The organism is Bacillus sp. RC252, from assembly GCF_044909215.1.
Classification (GTDB): domain Bacteria; phylum Bacillota; class Bacilli; order Bacillales; family Bacillaceae_G; genus Bacillus_A; species Bacillus_A mycoides.
Genome location: NZ_JBIYDV010000029.1, coordinates 1 through 16,050, shown reverse-complemented (window position 1 = coordinate 16,050; position 16,050 = coordinate 1). Strand labels below are relative to the sequence as shown.

General features: G+C 38.1%; 24 protein-coding genes. 22 read left to right on the top strand and 2 right to left on the bottom strand.

Annotated elements, in window-relative coordinates:
- Positions 1–7: 7 nt before the first annotated feature.
- From rpmD to ABH960_RS27265, 20 genes are all read left to right on the top strand, one after another.
- Positions 8–190, top strand: coding sequence for a 50S ribosomal protein L30 (gene rpmD / locus ABH960_RS27360; protein WP_002009757.1), 183 nt, complete (start codon positions 8–10; stop codon positions 188–190).
- A 33-nt stretch (positions 191–223) separates the two neighbouring features.
- Positions 224–664 carry a 50S ribosomal protein L15 gene (rplO, locus tag ABH960_RS27355; RefSeq protein WP_002009754.1) on the top strand — a complete coding sequence of 147 codons (441 nt, stop codon included), beginning with the start codon at positions 224–226 and terminating at the stop codon, positions 662–664.
- Entirely contained in the window at positions 664–1,965 is a 1,302-nt protein-coding gene (gene secY, locus ABH960_RS27350; protein WP_002124688.1) for a preprotein translocase subunit SecY, read from the top strand. Before rplO ends, secY begins: the two co-directional genes overlap by 1 nt.
- Before the next feature lie 54 nt (positions 1,966–2,019).
- Complete coding sequence (locus ABH960_RS27345) at positions 2,020–2,670, top strand: adenylate kinase (RefSeq protein WP_002124689.1); 651 nt, start codon at positions 2,020–2,022, stop codon at positions 2,668–2,670.
- The gene (map, locus tag ABH960_RS27340) at positions 2,670–3,416 is read left to right on the top strand and encodes a type I methionyl aminopeptidase (RefSeq protein WP_404449561.1); all 747 of its coding nucleotides are present in this window, start codon (positions 2,670–2,672) and stop codon (positions 3,414–3,416) included. The genes ABH960_RS27345 and map overlap by 1 nt, the downstream gene beginning before the upstream one ends.
- A 68-nt stretch (positions 3,417–3,484) precedes the next feature.
- Entirely contained in the window at positions 3,485–3,703 is a 219-nt protein-coding gene (gene infA / locus ABH960_RS27335) for a translation initiation factor IF-1 (RefSeq protein WP_001029884.1), read from the top strand.
- Positions 3,704–3,738: 35 nt separating this feature from the next.
- Positions 3,739–3,852, top strand: coding sequence for a 50S ribosomal protein L36 (rpmJ, locus tag ABH960_RS27330; protein ID WP_000868344.1), 114 nt, complete (start codon positions 3,739–3,741; stop codon positions 3,850–3,852).
- 21 nt (positions 3,853–3,873) lie between these two features.
- Complete coding sequence (rpsM, locus tag ABH960_RS27325; RefSeq protein WP_002009746.1) at positions 3,874–4,239, top strand: 30S ribosomal protein S13; 366 nt, start codon at positions 3,874–3,876, stop codon at positions 4,237–4,239.
- Positions 4,240–4,263: 24 nt separating this feature from the next.
- Positions 4,264–4,653 (top strand): 30S ribosomal protein S11, encoded by a 390-nt coding sequence (gene rpsK, locus ABH960_RS27320; protein WP_002009745.1) that lies wholly within the window; start codon positions 4,264–4,266, stop codon positions 4,651–4,653.
- Positions 4,654–4,833: 180 nt separating this feature from the next.
- Positions 4,834–5,778 carry a DNA-directed RNA polymerase subunit alpha gene (locus ABH960_RS27315; RefSeq protein WP_404449553.1) on the top strand — a complete coding sequence of 315 codons (945 nt, stop codon included), beginning with the start codon at positions 4,834–4,836 and terminating at the stop codon, positions 5,776–5,778.
- A 35-nt stretch (positions 5,779–5,813) separates the two neighbouring features.
- Positions 5,814–6,176, top strand: a complete 363-nt coding sequence (rplQ, locus tag ABH960_RS27310; protein ID WP_000331490.1) for a 50S ribosomal protein L17 — start codon at positions 5,814–5,816, stop codon at positions 6,174–6,176.
- 104 nt (positions 6,177–6,280) lie between these two features.
- On the top strand, positions 6,281–7,123 hold the full coding sequence (locus ABH960_RS27305) for an energy-coupling factor ABC transporter ATP-binding protein (protein ID WP_002009740.1): 843 nt from the start codon (positions 6,281–6,283) through the stop codon (positions 7,121–7,123).
- Entirely contained in the window at positions 7,099–7,980 is an 882-nt protein-coding gene (locus ABH960_RS27300; RefSeq protein WP_002124690.1) for an energy-coupling factor ABC transporter ATP-binding protein, read from the top strand. Before ABH960_RS27305 ends, ABH960_RS27300 begins: the two co-directional genes overlap by 25 nt.
- The gene (locus ABH960_RS27295) at positions 7,968–8,762 is read left to right on the top strand and encodes an energy-coupling factor transporter transmembrane component T family protein (protein ID WP_002124692.1); all 795 of its coding nucleotides are present in this window, start codon (positions 7,968–7,970) and stop codon (positions 8,760–8,762) included. Before ABH960_RS27300 ends, ABH960_RS27295 begins: the two co-directional genes overlap by 13 nt.
- A 14-nt stretch (positions 8,763–8,776) precedes the next feature.
- Positions 8,777–9,520, top strand: a complete 744-nt coding sequence (truA, locus tag ABH960_RS27290; RefSeq protein ID WP_002124694.1) for a tRNA pseudouridine(38-40) synthase TruA — start codon at positions 8,777–8,779, stop codon at positions 9,518–9,520.
- A 152-nt stretch (positions 9,521–9,672) separates the two neighbouring features.
- Positions 9,673–10,110 carry a 50S ribosomal protein L13 gene (rplM, locus tag ABH960_RS27285; protein ID WP_002029337.1) on the top strand — a complete coding sequence of 146 codons (438 nt, stop codon included), beginning with the start codon at positions 9,673–9,675 and terminating at the stop codon, positions 10,108–10,110.
- Positions 10,111–10,131: 21 nt separating this feature from the next.
- Positions 10,132–10,524: a 30S ribosomal protein S9 gene (gene rpsI / locus ABH960_RS27280; protein ID WP_002009728.1), complete on the top strand. Its 393-nt coding sequence runs from the start codon at positions 10,132–10,134 to the stop codon at positions 10,522–10,524.
- A 162-nt stretch (positions 10,525–10,686) separates the two neighbouring features.
- Complete coding sequence (locus tag ABH960_RS27275) at positions 10,687–11,115, top strand: DUF2521 family protein (protein ID WP_002029335.1); 429 nt, start codon at positions 10,687–10,689, stop codon at positions 11,113–11,115.
- A gap of 66 nt (positions 11,116–11,181) precedes the next feature.
- Positions 11,182–11,895, top strand: a complete 714-nt coding sequence (gene cwlD / locus ABH960_RS27270) for an N-acetylmuramoyl-L-alanine amidase CwlD (RefSeq protein WP_002009721.1) — start codon at positions 11,182–11,184, stop codon at positions 11,893–11,895.
- Positions 11,896–12,039: 144 nt separating this feature from the next.
- Entirely contained in the window at positions 12,040–13,107 is a 1,068-nt protein-coding gene (locus tag ABH960_RS27265) for an Mrp/NBP35 family ATP-binding protein (RefSeq protein ID WP_113938445.1), read from the top strand.
- A 53-nt stretch (positions 13,108–13,160) separates the two neighbouring features.
- On the opposite strand, the gene gerD is transcribed toward ABH960_RS27265, so the two are convergent.
- A complete protein-coding gene (gene gerD / locus ABH960_RS27260; protein WP_002009716.1) occupies positions 13,161–13,775 on the bottom strand; it encodes a spore germination lipoprotein GerD in 615 nt (204 codons plus the stop codon).
- A 139-nt stretch (positions 13,776–13,914) separates the two neighbouring features.
- Here gerD and kbaA point away from each other — a divergent pair, with 139 nt between their 5' ends.
- The gene (gene kbaA / locus ABH960_RS27255) at positions 13,915–14,526 is read left to right on the top strand and encodes a KinB signaling pathway activation protein KbaA (protein WP_002124701.1); all 612 of its coding nucleotides are present in this window, start codon (positions 13,915–13,917) and stop codon (positions 14,524–14,526) included.
- A gap of 124 nt (positions 14,527–14,650) precedes the next feature.
- Here kbaA and pdaB read toward each other — a convergent pair whose 3' ends face one another.
- Positions 14,651–15,415, bottom strand: a complete 765-nt coding sequence (gene pdaB / locus ABH960_RS27250) for a polysaccharide deacetylase family sporulation protein PdaB (RefSeq protein WP_113938444.1) — start codon at positions 15,413–15,415, stop codon at positions 14,651–14,653.
- Positions 15,416–15,608: 193 nt separating this feature from the next.
- Between pdaB and ABH960_RS27245 the strand changes: the two genes are divergently transcribed.
- Positions 15,609–15,827, top strand: a complete 219-nt coding sequence (locus ABH960_RS27245; protein WP_002139933.1) for a hypothetical protein — start codon at positions 15,609–15,611, stop codon at positions 15,825–15,827.
- Positions 15,828–16,050: the final 223 nt, after the last annotated feature.

The window sequence follows — 16,050 nt, the reverse complement described above, 5'->3', positions numbered from 1 at the left end:
AAAACAAATGGCGAAAAAGTTAGAAATTACCCTCACTCGTAGTGTAATTGGTCGTCCACAAGATCAACGTGCGACGGTAGAAGCTTTAGGTCTTAAAAAGTTGAATTCAACTGTAGTTAAGGAAGAAACTCCTGCTATTCTTGGTATGATCAACAAAGTTTCTCACCTTATCTCTGTAAAAGAAGCTTAAGGATAACTCATTAATATAAGGAGGTGCCTGGGAATGAAACTTCATGAATTAAAACCTGCAGAAGGTTCTCGTAAAGTACGTAACCGTGTCGGTCGTGGTATCGGTTCTGGTAACGGTAAAACTGCTGGTAGAGGTCATAAAGGACAAAACGCACGTTCTGGCGGCGGTGTTCGTCTTGGCTTCGAAGGTGGTCAAACTCCACTATTCCGTCGTTTACCAAAACGCGGCTTCACAAACATTAACCGTAAAGAGTTTACTATTGTAAACTTATCAACGTTAAATCGTTTTGAAGATGGTACAGAAGTAACACCTGAATTATTGCTGGAAACTGGCGTTATCAGCAAATTAAACGACGGTGTTAAAATTCTTGCAAGCGGAGCAGTAGAGAAAAAATTAACTGTTAAAGCGCACAAGTTCTCTTCAAGTGCTAAAGAAGCAATTGAAGCAGCTGGCGGATCAGTTGAGGTGATCTAATGTTTCGTACAATCTCCAACTTTATGCGCGTTGCTGAGATAAGACGTAAAATATTATTCACTTTAGCGATGTTAGTCGTATTCAGGATTGGCACGTTTATCCCAGTGCCATTTACAAATGGAGACGTACTGAAAGCACAAGATCAATTAAATGCCTTAGGTATCCTAAATACATTTGGCGGTGGCGCCTTGAAAAACTTCTCCATCTTCGCGATGGGAATCATGCCGTATATTACAGCATCCATCATCGTGCAATTATTGCAGATGGATGTTGTTCCTAAATTTTCGGAATGGTCGAAGCAAGGCGAAATGGGCCGTCGTAAACTAACGCAATTCACGCGTTACTTTACAATTGTTCTTGCGTTTATTCAGGGGTTTGGTATGTCAATCGGTTTTAACGGTATGGTAGGTGGGCAATTAATTTTGAATCCAGGTTGGAGCACTTATTTATACATTGCTACGGTACTGACTGCTGGTACTGCATTTTTAATGTGGTTAGGTGAACAGATTACAGCTAAAGGTGTAGGTAATGGTATTTCCATTCTTATCTTTGGCGGTATTGCCGCAGCGATCCCAAGTGTTATATCTCAAGTGTATCAACAACAGTTTCAAAATATCGGAGATCAATTGTTCATGAGTATCGTTAAAGTTGCATTGATTTTACTAGCTGTGCTAGCGGTTATTGTTGGTGTTATTTTCATTCAACAGGCTGTTAGAAAGATCCCAATTCAATACGCGAAGCGTGTAACAGGAGGGAATGGGAATCATGCTGGAGCACAAAACACTCATTTACCACTTAAGGTAAATAGTGCGGGTGTTATTCCAGTCATTTTTGCTGTTTCATTCTTAATTACGCCTCCAACTATTGCACAGTTCTTCCCGAAACATGATGTGTCGCAGTGGATTATTGCAAACTTTAACTATTCTCACCCAGTGGGAATGATCATATATGTTGCGCTCATTGTAGCCTTCACATATTTCTATGCATTTGTTCAGGTTAATCCAGAGCAAATGTCAGAGAATCTAAACAAGCAAGGTGGATATGTTCCAGGTATTCGTCCGGGTAAGAATACAGAACAATATCTAACAAAAATCTTGTATCGTTTGACCTTTGTGGGATCAATTTTCCTAGCAGCGATTGCAATCTTACCAGTTATCTTTACGAAATTGGGAAATCTTCCTCCATCTGCACAGATTGGTGGAACGAGTATGTTAATCGTTGTCGGCGTTGCTTTAGAAACAATGAAGCAGCTAGAAAGCCAATTGGTAAAACGCCATTACAAAGGGTTTATCAAGCAGTGAGTAAGTGGGAAGAACTGTCTTCCCTACATGCTCATGTACTGAGGGGGAACAAGGATGAACTTGATTTTAATGGGGCTTCCTGGTGCTGGTAAAGGTACACAAGCCGAACAGATTATTGCCAAGTATAACATCCCTCACATCTCAACAGGAGATATGTTCCGTGCAGCTATGAAGGCTGAAACTGAACTTGGTTTACAAGCAAAATCTTTTATTGATAAAGGTGCGCTTGTTCCAGATGAAGTTACAATTGGAATTGTTCGTGAACGTTTAAGCCAAGAAGACTGTATTAAAGGCTTCTTATTAGATGGTTTCCCACGAACTGTTGCACAAGCATCAGCTCTTGAAGAGATTATGAAAGATCTTGGCAAAAAAATCGACTATGTTTTAAACATTAATGTGGATTCAGGGTTGTTATTAACACGCCTTACAGGCCGTCGCATTTGTAAAGAATGCGGTGCGACTTACCACTTAGAATTCAATCCGCCAGCAAAAGCTGATGTGTGCGATAAATGTGGTGGCGAATTATATCAACGCTCTGATGACAATGAAGAAACTGTAGCAAATCGTTTAGATGTAAATATTAAGCAAACAAAACCTTTGCTTGATTTCTACGAGGAGCTTGGCTACTTACAAAGCATTAATGGTGAGCAAGATATCAATAAAGTATTTGCTGATATCGATGTTCTCATCGGAGACTTAGCGTAATGATCATCTGCAAAACTCCTCGCGAGATAGAAATCATGCGAGAAGCTGGCAGGATCGTTGCTTTAACTCATCAAGAGTTGAAACAACATATTACTCCAGGAATTACAACGAAAGAGCTCGATCAAATAGCGGAAAAGACGATTCGAAAATATGGTGCTACGCCATCTTTTAAAGGATACAACGGATTTCCGGGGAGCATTTGTGCTTCTGTAAATGAAGAGCTTGTACACGGGATTCCAGGGAAGCGTAAGCTCGAAGAGGGCGATATCATCAGTATCGATATTGGTGCGAAATACAATGGGTACCATGGTGATTCTGCATGGACGTATCCAGTTGGAAACATTTCTGAATCTGTTCAAAAGCTACTTGATGTCACAGAAAAATCGTTGTATCTTGGTCTAGAACAAGTAAAACCACGCGAAAGATTATCAAATATCTCGCATGCGGTTCAAACACATGCTGAAGAGAATGGGTTCTCGATCGTTAGGGAGTATGTTGGTCACGGAATCGGGCAAGACTTACATGAGGACCCTCAAATCCCGCACTATGGTCCACCAAATAGAGGCCCTAGATTAAAGCCGGGAATGGTCATCTGTGTTGAGCCGATGGTGAATCAAGGAAGACGATATGTAAAAACACTATCTGATGACTGGACAGTGGTAACGGTAGATGGTAAATGGTGTGCCCATTTTGAGCACACGATTGCTCTTACAGAAGCAGGATACGAAATCCTTACCACTTTATAAGTAGCTGGCTCTCCGGGATTTCAGAGCAGTGTAAAATGTTACTGATTTGAAGAAGGGAGAACTATTGAATGGCTAAAGATGATGTAATTGAAGTCGAAGGTACCGTTCTTGAAACGTTGCCAAATGCTATGTTCAAAGTAGAATTAGAGAATGGGCATGTCGTATTGGCTCACGTTTCTGGTAAAATCCGTATGAATTTCATTCGTATTTTACCAGGAGACAAAGTTACGGTAGAATTATCTCCGTACGATTTAAATCGTGGTCGTATTACGTACCGTTTTAAATAATATAGCACTCCGTAATCTTTAAGGAGGTTCGAGACATGAAAGTAAGACCGTCAGTTAAACCAATCTGCGAAAAATGTAAAGTTATTCGTAGACGTGGAAAAGTAATGGTTATTTGTGAAAACCCTAAACATAAACAAAAACAAGGTTAATCAGAAGGAGGTGCATTCAAAATGGCACGTATCGCAGGTGTAGATATTCCTCGTGACAAGCGCGTTGTTATTTCTTTAACTTACGTATTCGGCATTGGTCGCACAACTGCTGAAAAAATTCTTACAGAAGCTGGTATTTCTTCGGAAACACGAGTTCGTGATTTATCGGAAGATGAATTAGGACGTATCCGTGATATCATCGATCGTATTAAAGTTGAGGGAGACCTTCGTCGTGAAGTATCTCTTAACATTAAACGTCTAATGGAGATCGGTTCTTACCGTGGTCTTCGTCACCGTCGTGGTTTACCAGTTCGTGGTCAAAACTCTAAAAACAATGCTCGTACACGTAAAGGTCCACGTCGTACAGTAGCAAATAAAAAGAAATAATAAGTAAAGGAGGTTGAACTAACAATGGCACGTAAAACAAACACTCGTAAAAAACGTGTGAAAAAGAATATTGAAGCTGGTATAGCTCATATTCGTTCTACTTTCAACAACACAATCGTAACACTTACAGATACTCATGGTAACGCACTTTCTTGGTCTAGTGCTGGTGCACTTGGTTTCCGTGGATCTCGTAAATCTACTCCATTCGCTGCGCAAATGGCTGCTGAAGCTGCTTCTAAAGTTGCAATGGAGCATGGTTTAAAAACTTTAGAGGTTACTGTTAAAGGTCCTGGTGCTGGTCGTGAAGCTGCAATTCGTGCTCTTCAAGCGGCAGGTCTAGAAGTAACAGCAATTAGAGATGTTACTCCAGTTCCTCATAATGGATGTCGTCCACCAAAACGTCGTCGTGTGTAATTTTTCTGTATAGAATTTTCCCTTTTGTCTATAATGGATATGATGCATTATCGAGAAATTTCGTACAGAAACATCGCTTGTTGTGCACAATCGGGAACTGCCTAAGGGGGACTTTCGGTTAAACAGAGGTTCTTCCTTTGTTTAACCGGGGTTTCGACGTTTTGAAGGAGGGTTTAGTTAATGATTGAAATCGAAAAACCGAAAATCGAAACGGTTGAACTTAACGAAGATGCTAAGTATGGCAAATTCGTGATTGAACCGCTTGAGCGTGGATATGGTACTACTTTGGGTAACTCCTTACGTCGTATTCTTTTATCCTCACTCCCTGGTGCCGCTGTAACTGCTATCCAAATTGATGGCGTTTTACACGAATTTTCAACAGTTGAGGGCGTAGTAGAAGACGTTACGACGATGATCTTAAACTTGAAAAAGTTAGCTCTTAAAATCTACTCTGAAGAAGAGAAGACGTTGGAAATCGATGTACAGGGCGAAGGTATTGTCACAGCTGCTGATATTACTCACGATAGTGATGTTGAAATCTTAAATCCAGATTTACACATTGCGACGTTAGCAAAAAATGCGCATTTCCGCATGCGTTTAACTGCAAAGCGTGGCCGTGGGTATACGCCAGCTGATGCAAATAAAAGCGAAGATCAACCAATAGGAGTAATTCCTATTGATTCTATTTATACTCCAGTATCACGTGTGACTTACCAAGTGGAAAAGACACGTGTCGGACAAGTGGCTAATTATGATAAGCTTACGCTTGATGTATGGACGGATGGAAGCATCGGGCCAAAAGAAGCTATCTCTTTAGGTGCCAAAATCTTAACTGAGCATTTAAATATCTTTGTTGGTTTAACTGACGAAGCACAAAATGCTGAGATTATGGTCGAGAAGGAAGAAGATCAAAAAGAAAAAGTTCTTGAGATGACTATCGAAGAACTAGATCATTCTGTTCGTTCTTATAATTGCCTAAAACGTGCAGGAATTAATACTGTACAAGAGCTTGCGAACAAAACAGAAGAAGATATGATGAAAGTTCGTAACTTAGGACGTAAATCCTTAGAAGAAGTTAAACATAAACTTGAGGAATTAGGTTTAGGTTTACGTAAAGACGACTGAGGATTTAAACCCATCAACAAAGGAGGGAACTACGAATGGCATACAGAAAATTAGGCCGTACAAGTGCGCAACGTAAAGCTATGTTACGTGATTTAGCTACTGATTTAATTATCAACGAGCGCATCCAAACGACAGAAACTCGTGCAAAAGAACTTCGTTCTGTAGTGGAAAAAATGATCACTTTAGGTAAACGCGGAGATCTTCATGCTCGTCGTCAAGCAGCAGCTTTCATCCGTAATGAGGTTGCTAACGCTGAGACTGGTCAAGATGCACTTCAAAAATTATTCGCTGATGTAGCTCCACGCTATGCTGAGCGCCAAGGCGGATACACTCGTATTGCAAAAATTGGTCCACGTCGCGGAGACGCAGCACCAATGGTAATTATCGAGTTAGTATAATGATGATTAAAAGGGCAGGACAGTTCTTTTCAAGTAACTGGTCATGGCCCTTTTTTTTTAAGTATAAAAATAGGCTAACTTGACGAAAGAAAGGGTGCCTTGTATTGAAAAAAGAGAAACTTCGGACAGAAAATATATCATTTCAATATCCTGGGGCAGCCTCTTATGCATTAAAAGATGTTTCGTTTTCCTTATATGAAGGAGAATGGGTATCTGTTATTGGACAAAATGGTTCAGGGAAGTCTACACTTGCAAAATTATTGAATGGCTTATTTTTACCGGAATCAGGGAAAATTACTTTAAATGATACAATGATTTTATCAGAGGAAACAGTATGGGATGTTCGAAAGCAAATTGGCATGGTATTTCAAAATCCAGATAATCAATTTGTTGGAACGACAGTACAAGATGACGTTGTATTCGGCCTAGAGAACATCGGAATGCCAAGGGAGCAGATGATAGAAAGACTAGAACAAGCTCTGCAACTTGTCCGTATGGAAGATTTTTTAAATGAAGAACCCCATTCGTTATCTGGTGGACAAAAGCAGCGAGTCGCAATAGCAGGTGTTCTAGCACTTCAACCATCTATTTTAATACTAGATGAAGCAACTTCAATGTTAGACCCTCAGGGGAGACGTGAAGTAGTAGAAACGGTCAGACAACTTGTTGATCAAAAGGGTATTACGGTATTATCGATTACGCACGATTTAGAAGAAGCGGCACAGTCAGACCGTATTATTATTTTGAACAAGGGAGAAATATTAGAGGAAGGTACTCCAGAGCAAATTTTCAAATCCTCTCATATGCTCCAAGAGATTGGATTAGATGTACCTTTTTCGGTGAAAATAGCAGAATTATTAAAAAGAAATGAAATTCACTTGCAAAATACGCATCTTACAATGGAAAGCTTGGTGAACGAACTTTGGAGATTACATTCCAAAAAGTAGAACATCGTTATCAATATAAAACTCCATTTGAAAGACGCGCACTTTATGATGTAGACGTGTCGTTTCCAAGTGGGGGCTATTATGCCATTATCGGTCATACTGGTTCAGGTAAGTCGACGATGATTCAACATTTAAATGGTTTATTGCAGCCGACAAATGGTACGGTTCAAATTGGTGAACATTTAATTTCAGCAGGGAAGAAAGAGAAAAAGCTTAAGCCGCTACGAAAAAAAGTAGGGGTTGTCTTTCAGTTTCCAGAACATCAACTATTTGAAGAAACAGTTGAAAAGGACATTTGTTTTGGACCGACTAATTTTGGTGTATCTGAAGAAGAGGCAAAACAAAAGGCGAAAGATGCAATCCAGCTTGTTGGATTGGACATAGAGTTATTAGCACGTTCTCCGTTTGAATTAAGCGGTGGGCAAATGAGGCGTGTTGCAATAGCAGGCGTACTTGCGATGGAACCCGAAGTGCTTGTATTAGATGAACCTACAGCAGGGCTTGATCCAAAAGGACAGCACGAGCTCATGGAGATGTTTTACAATTTGCATAAGGAACAGGGGCTTACAGTCATTCTTGTTACCCATAATATGGAGGATGCCGCTAAGTATGCAGATCAAATAGTGGTCATGCATAAAGGAACGGTCTTTTTGCAAGGAAGAGCAGAGGAAGTATTTTCATATGCTGATGAATTAGAACAAATCGGTGTGGATCTTCCAATGTCTTTAAAGTATAAACGTGCAATTGAAGAGAAGTTTGGTATTTCAATTTCGAAGGCTACCTTATCTTTAGAGGATCTTACTCATGAAGTTGTACAGGTGTTACGAAAAGGTGGTCATGAATCATGCAGCAGTTGATTATTGGGAGATATATTCCAGGTCAGTCACTCATTCATCAACTGGATCCTCGTACGAAGCTGTTGATTGTCTTTTTATATGTATTTGTTGTTTTCTTAGCAAATAATGCGATTTCATATGGATTTTTATTTTTATATGCACTCATTGCTTTATTTTTTGCAAAAGTGCCGATTCGTTATGTACTTTCGGGCTTAAAACCAATTCTGTGGATTTTTCTTTTTACATTTTTCCTGCATATTTTTACAAATAAAGAAGGGGAAGTACTATTCCAGCTTGGTTGGTTTTCGATACATGAAAAAGGATTAGAGCAAGGAATATACATTTCTATACGATTCTTCGTTATTATTTTAATGACGACATTATTAACGTTAACGACGACACCTATTGAAATTACAGATGGGTTGGAGACGTTATTAAAGCCGTTCAAGCGTATAAAAGTTCCTGTTCATGAAATCGCATTAATGATGTCAATTTCACTACGTTTTATCCCGACATTAATGGATGAAACGAGTAAAATTATGAAAGCACAAGCGTCACGTGGCATTGATTTCGCCGGGGGACCGATAAAAGATAGGATGAAAGCTATTATCTCACTACTCGTTCCATTATTTATCAGTGCTTTTAAGCGTGCAGAGGACTTAGCGATTGCGATGGAATCTCGTGGATATAAAAGTGGCGAAGGACGTACTAAATTTAGGCAACTACGCTGGAAAATAAGTGATACAGTAACAATTGTAAGCTTACTTTGTTTAGCTTGTATTTTGGCATGGGTGCGGTCGTAATGGAGAATAGAGAAATGGAAAGAATAAAATGTACAGTTGCATATGATGGCATTCATTTTTGTGGTTACCAAATTCAACCACAGCATCGGACTGTTCAACAAGAAATAGAGAAAGCATTGCAGAAGTTGCATAAAGGAGAACTTGTTCGTGTGCAGGCATCAGGCAGAACGGATTCTACCGTTCACGCCAAAGGACAAGTGATACACTTTGATACACCTTTGTCTCTTGAAGAGTGGCAATGGAGTAATGCTTTAAATACAATGTTGCCGGATGATATTATTATCAGGCAGGTAGAGAAGAAAACAGAAGAATTTCATGCACGTTACGGTGTCGAGAAAAAAGAATATCGCTATCGTGTATTATTATCAAAGACTGCGGATGTATTCCGTAGAAATTATGTATATCAATATCCATATCCACTCGAAATAAACTCTATAAGAAAAGCGATTCCTTATTTTATTGGAACGCATGACTTTACTTCTTTTTGTTCGGCAAAAACTGACAAAAAAGATAAAGTACGAACAATTTATGAAATCGAATTAATTGAGCAAGACGATGAATTAATTTTTCGCTTTGTAGGTAATGGATTTTTATATAATATGGTCAGAATTATTGTTGGTACGTTACTTAGCGTAGGTCAAGGAAAGCTTGATCCAGATAGTATTCCAGAGATTTTAGCGAAACAAAATCGCCAGTTTGCTGGAAAGATGGCTCCAGGTCATGGACTTTACTTATGGCAGGTAAACTATAACAACTAATCCTGGTGTAACATTTGCTTGACATTAGAAACTCAAAAGTATATCATAACATATGGTATTGTTTCTAAAACCACGATTAGCCCCGGAAGGAAATCGTGTTTAAGATAAACAATAGATTTTTTCTATGGAAAAGATAACGAGGAGGGAAACACATGCGTACGACTTTTATGGCAAAAGCTAACGAAGTTGAGCGTAAATGGTATGTGGTTGATGCTGAAGGTCAAACTTTAGGTCGCCTATCTACTGAAGTAGCATCCATTTTACGTGGTAAACACAAACCAACATTTACACCACACGTTGACACGGGTGATCATGTAATTATTATTAACGCTGAGAAAATTCATTTAACAGGTAATAAATTAAACGATAAAATTTACTACCGTCACACTAACCACCCAGGTGGACTTAAGCAAAGAACAGCTCTAGAAATGCGTACAAACTACCCTGTACAAATGTTAGAGCTTGCAATTAAAGGCATGCTTCCAAAAGGACGTTTAGGACGTCAAGTTTCTAAGAAATTAAACGTGTATGCTGGAGCAGAGCATCCACACCAAGCACAACAACCAGAAGTTTACGAACTTCGCGGATAATTAATTAAAGGAGGGCTTACTTTGGCACAGGTTCAATACTATGGCACTGGACGTCGTAAGAGTTCAGTAGCGCGCGTACGCCTAGTTCCAGGCGAAGGACGCGTTATTATTAACGGTCGTGATTTTGAAAACTATATCCCATTTGCTGCATTACGTGAAGTAGTGAAACAACCTCTAGTTGCAACAGAAACTTTAGGTAACTACAATGTACTTGTAAACGTAAATGGTGGTGGATACACTGGTCAAGCTGGTGCTATTCGTCACGGTATTTCTCGCGCTTTATTAAAAGCTGATCCAGAATACCGTCTAACATTAAAACGTGCGGGTCTATTAACTCGTGACGCACGTATGAAAGAGCGTAAAAAATACGGTCTTAAAGGCGCACGTCGTGCACCTCAGTTCTCAAAACGTTAATTTTTGCGAACTACAAACCCCAACCATTTTGGTTGGGGTTTTTTTATGTTTAATTCTTCTTTTGTAATTTTTTTAGCTTGGAATATTTTAGTGCTACCGCCTCGCGTATGCTTCTTCTTTAGAAGTTTAGACTAATACGTATTAGGGAGGTTTATAAGTACTATGAATGTCATTGTCAGCTTACAAGAAAAACAAAAAGAAAAGCAGTTAAAATACGAGCGGAAGATGCTGCGAGAATTATCATTAAAAACATTGCGTTTAAATATTCGTGATGCCTTTCAGATGCAAGAACTTCATCGTCAGTATGAAGATTATTGTATTGAACTAGGGATAGAATCTTATTTATTAGGAGCGAGATACAGTAAATTTGGTTATCATGGTGAATCATTCTTTGATGTGAAATATAGGGCTTTAGAAGAAGAACAACAATTAACTGAAACGTTATTTCAATTTTTAACGAGTATGACTATACGTGAAATTAAGTTGCAAGACGAGGAATTGCTTTTTGAATCTTGCCAGCAGTTTATCGGCCTGTGGTGGCAGGAAGGGTATGAAAAAGGCGAAAGAAGATATCGATTAAAGCTACACTAAGACAAGCATAAACTTTCCTCTTGTCCCATATAAGTAATTAGAGGGACTAGCTGGAGGAGGAAAGGTATGAAGAGAATTCGAATTATCTCTTTTGCGCTCGCTGCGGTTGTTTTGTTTTTTTTAGTTAAACAAGAATTTCAAATTACAAAATCGTGGCGAGCTTGGAATTTACCCTTATCAGGGAAAGTGATTGTATTAGATGCTGGGCATGGTGGGCCAGACGGAGGGGCTGTTGGTGGAAAGGATATTGTAGAAAAAGATATTACACTTGAGATTACAAAAAAGGTACAAGATTATTTACAAGAACAAGGTGCTTTAGTTATTTTAACGCGTGAAGGAGATTATGATTTAGCTAATAAAGATACAAAGTCATATAGTAGACGTAAAGCAGAGGATTTAAAAAAGCGTGTTGAGATCATTAATAAGCCTGATGTAGACTTTTTTGCGAGTATTCATTTAAATGCCCTAACTAGTAGTGGATCTAAGGGCGCACAAACGTTCTACTATCGTTCTTCGATTGAAAATGAACGGGCTGCGAAATTTATACAAGCTGAATTGAGAACAAGCTTAGAAAATACGAATCGTTCTGCTAAAACAATTCCTCACGTGTATTTATTGAAGTATGCCAAAACACCAGGTGCTTTAATTGAGGCTGGCTTTTTATCGAATGTGAATGAAAGATATATGTTAAATTCGGAGAAATACCAACAAAAAGTAGCTGCTGCAATATATCGTGGTATATTACGTTATTTTACGGAAAAAGGAAATCCTCCAGAATAAGGAGGATTTTTTCGAGTTTCTCTCGTTAACGAAGTTTTCCGAAAATATGTTATACTGGAAATGTAAACGCATTTATTTCAAAAATAAAGAGAGATAAATTTAATTAACATTACGTTATTTTTTATACAGGGGGCTGGGCTAATTATGGTAACAAAAGAGCAGGTAGTGGAAGCATTGGAAGGGATTGTAGATCCGTTTATACATAAAACGTTAAAAGAAACAAATGCAATTAAAGAGGTGACAGTCAAGCCTGAGAAAGAACATGTAAGTGTTAAAATTGCAATTGTAAAGACGGGTACAGCGGAACAAATGCAGTTGCAGTCTGGAATTGTAAAGTTAGTAAAAGAACTTGGAGCAACAACAGTTGGACTTCGTTTTGCAGAATTTACAGAAGAGGAATTAGCTCAGTTTGCACCACCGCAAGAGGAAGAGAAAAGTGAATCCTTATTATCGCCGAACTCAAATACAACATTTTTAGCAGTGGCAAGTGGAAAAGGTGGAGTAGGGAAATCAACTGTTTCTGTTAACCTTGCAATTGCTTTAGCTCGTTTAGGCAAAAAGGTTGGTATCATTGACGCGGATATTTACGGTTTTAGTGTACCGGATATGATGGGTATAGAAAAACGTCCAATCGTAAGAGGTGATAAGATAATACCAGTGGAGCGTCTAGGCGTGAAAGTAATCTCAATGGGATTCTTTGTAGAAGATAACGCACCTGTTATTTGGAGAGGACCGATGCTTGGGAAAATGTTAAATCACTTTTTCACAGAAGTAGAGTGGGGTGATTTAGATTACTTAGTATTGGACCTACCACCAGGTACGGGTGATGTTGCTCTAGATGTACATTCGATGTTGCCGGCTTGTAAAGAGATTATTGTAACAACGCCGCATCCAACAGCGGCATTTGTAGCAGCGCGCGCTGGAGCCATGGCTTTACGTACAGAACATAGTATTCTTGGTGTTGTTGAAAATATGGCGTATTTTGAAAGTAAAGCAACTGGTGAAAAAGAGTATGTGTTTGGAAGAGGCGGAGGAGATAAATTGGCTACGGAACTCCAAACGGATGTACTTGGCCGAATTCCACTTCAACAACCTGATTGGAATAAAGAGGACTTTGCGCCGTCAGTATATGAAGATACACATACAACGGGTCTCATTTATCGTACGATAGCTGAGACAGTTATTGATAAAACAGCTGTCGCGCAAAAATAAAGTAGTAATGAGTGGACAATATATACATTGTCCACTCATTACTATAATTTTTATTATTGTTCTTTGTTCCCATCTTGAGAACCGCCTTCACCACCTGCGCCTTTCTTATCAGATCCACCTTTTTCGGCTTTTTGTACACCTTTACTAATGATGTCAATCATCTTAGCTTGGAAGAGTGGACTTTCGGCAGTTTCAGTTAGTACTTGCTGTAAATATTGACGATATTCTTTACTCTTCATTGTTTGTAACATAATTTTCTCTACTTCAGGATTTTTCATAATCTCTATAACACCTGATTGGTATTCAGGATCTTTTAGTAAAGTTTTCATTAAGTTTGTTTGTTCTTTTCCCATACTTTTAGCAAATTTCGATGAGAACTCAGGGTCTTTAAAGAGCTTTTCCCAGAATTGTTGCCCTTTTTCAGATACCAGTGCATCTTCAATCGTTTTCTTTACTACTGTTTCATCTAGTATGAGTGCTTGTTTCATTTTTTCATCAGTTAATACATCTTGGATCGCTTTTTTTCCTTGATCGGTTTTTAAAATATCAACAATCATTTTTTTTGTTTGATCATAATCAAGTTCGGATTTTGCTTCTTTTTCTTGTGCACATGCCGCTAGTGCTATAAATAGAAAAGAAGAAATCAAAACGAGCAGCATCCGTTTCATAAGTTGGAGCTCCTTTCAACAAAGTTCTCTTTTTTTAATATAAATCTCTTTAAGGAATTTATACATTAACATGGCTAGCTTTTTGAAATTGTCATTGTTACAATTTAATTAGAAATATAAGAATAATGGGGGATGTGTTGTGAATAGCCGCAAGTGGGTACGACTATTTTTTACGACGTTGTTTCTTGGTGGGATTAGCACAGTCTTTATTGGTTTTGTTTTAGAGTGGGACAAGTACGCTAAATTTTTTCAAAATTTCGACGGAAAAGAGATTTTAGCAATTTCCTTTTGGTTGATGGGCGTAGGGTTTATTTTTAGTGTTATAAGTCAAATGGGGTTCTTTGCGTATTTAACGATCCATCGTTTTGGATTAGGGATGTTTCGGTCATCTTCTTTATGGAATACAGTGCAACTGTTCTTTATTGCGTTCGTATTATTTGATTTCGTTTATTTAAGGTCAGTACTTGTTGCAAATGGGGAAGTTTCATTAGGGAATAACATACTTGTTGCTGGGATGTTATTTGTGTTTGGGGCAATTGTCGCTTATATAAAGAGTAAAGAAACGAATAAAAAAGCATTTGTTCCCGCTCTGTTCTTTATGGTTGTTGTAACAATTCTTGAATGGGTACCAGCGCTCCGGATTAATGATACAGATTGGTTATATTTAATGGTGATACCACTTTTATTATGTAATTCATATCAGTTACTTGTATTGCATCGTTTAATTGGACAAAAGAGTAAGTCAGCTTAATGAGGAGAGGGGATTTTTAATTATCCAGATTCTTATCGTCTGTAAATGCTAGGATAAAAAAGCTCTGCTATCTTAACAAAAGATAGCAGAGCTTTTTATGTGTGAAGGACCGTGTAGAAAGGAACTACTTAATATCTTCACTTTTTGTACTTGTGTTGGAAATAAGTTGTGATACAGATGTTTGTTCATATCCGTCGCTCTTTAATTTTTGTAAGAGTAATGGTAAAGCCTTATTTGTTTGAAGAGCAGAATCAGAAGCATGTAATAAGACGATATCTCCACCCTTTAAATTGCTAGAGACTGTGGAAATGATTTTATTTACGCCGGGATTTTTCCAGTCATTTGAATTGTTACTCCAATGAACGATGGTGTACCCGAGTGATTCCGCTATTTTAAGAGTTGTTTTGTTAAAATCGCCACTAGGTGGACGTAATAGCTTGACTTGTTTTACGCCAAGTTTCGTAAAAACATCTTGTGCCCGCAAAAGATCTCGTCGTATTTCATTTGCTTCTAGTGAATTGTAGGATGTGTAATTATAGCCCATACTACCAATCTCATGTCCATCTTTCATGATGCGTTCGACAATATCAGGGTGTCTTTCAGCCCATGCAGCAGAGAGAAAGAAGGTTGCATTCTTAATTTCTCTTTCTTTGAGTGTATTAAGGATTGGAATAGCTTTTTTGTCCCCCCAACTAATGTCAAACGTGAATGCAACTTGTTTTTTTGCAGTGTCCCCTTTGTAAATCACTTTAGGGCCAGTAGCAGTTGAAAAAGCAGATTCATGTGAATATGTTTTTAAAAAGAGTAGCCATGCTGTAAATAAGGAAAGTACGATTATTAAGCTAATGTGTTTAAATGTTCTTTTACTCGTAATAAAAAAGAAAAACATAATATTACGCCCCTTTGTCCAATCCTTTTCAGTTACATATATGCTTTAAATTAAAAAAAGAGAACAAAGGATTAATATCGTAAGTGGTGGATATAATGAGTGATAGAATTTTGTTTTTTGATGATACATTATTAATAATTGAAAATGAGTGGGGCGTTTATAGGTACACGTAAGGAGTTATTGGGGTGATAATTTGCTTGGGATTATGTTGACGAAGGAAGAGAAAAAAGAAATGGAATACATACTGAAGAGAGAGTTAGAGGAACTTTTATTTGATTTTGAAGATGAGCGTATACATAGCGTTGTAAAAAAGGCGATGGAAGAAAGGTATAAAATCATTTTTTGTTTATTTCGGAGAGTTGCTAATAGGGAAGAATGTATTCGTTATGTAAGAAAAAGAATTTTTTATTAAAAAGTATTGACGTTAAGAATAAGTATATGATAAATTAATAAACGTCGCTGATGCAGAAACGCAGAAAACGGCAAAAAAGAAATTGAAAAACTTAGTTGACATCGAAAAATGAAGATGTTAACATAAGGAAGTCGCAAATGAGCGACCAAGTAGTTCTTTGAAAACTGAACGAAACAAACAACGTGAACGTCAATTTTTATTTTTAGATGCTAGACAAACTAAC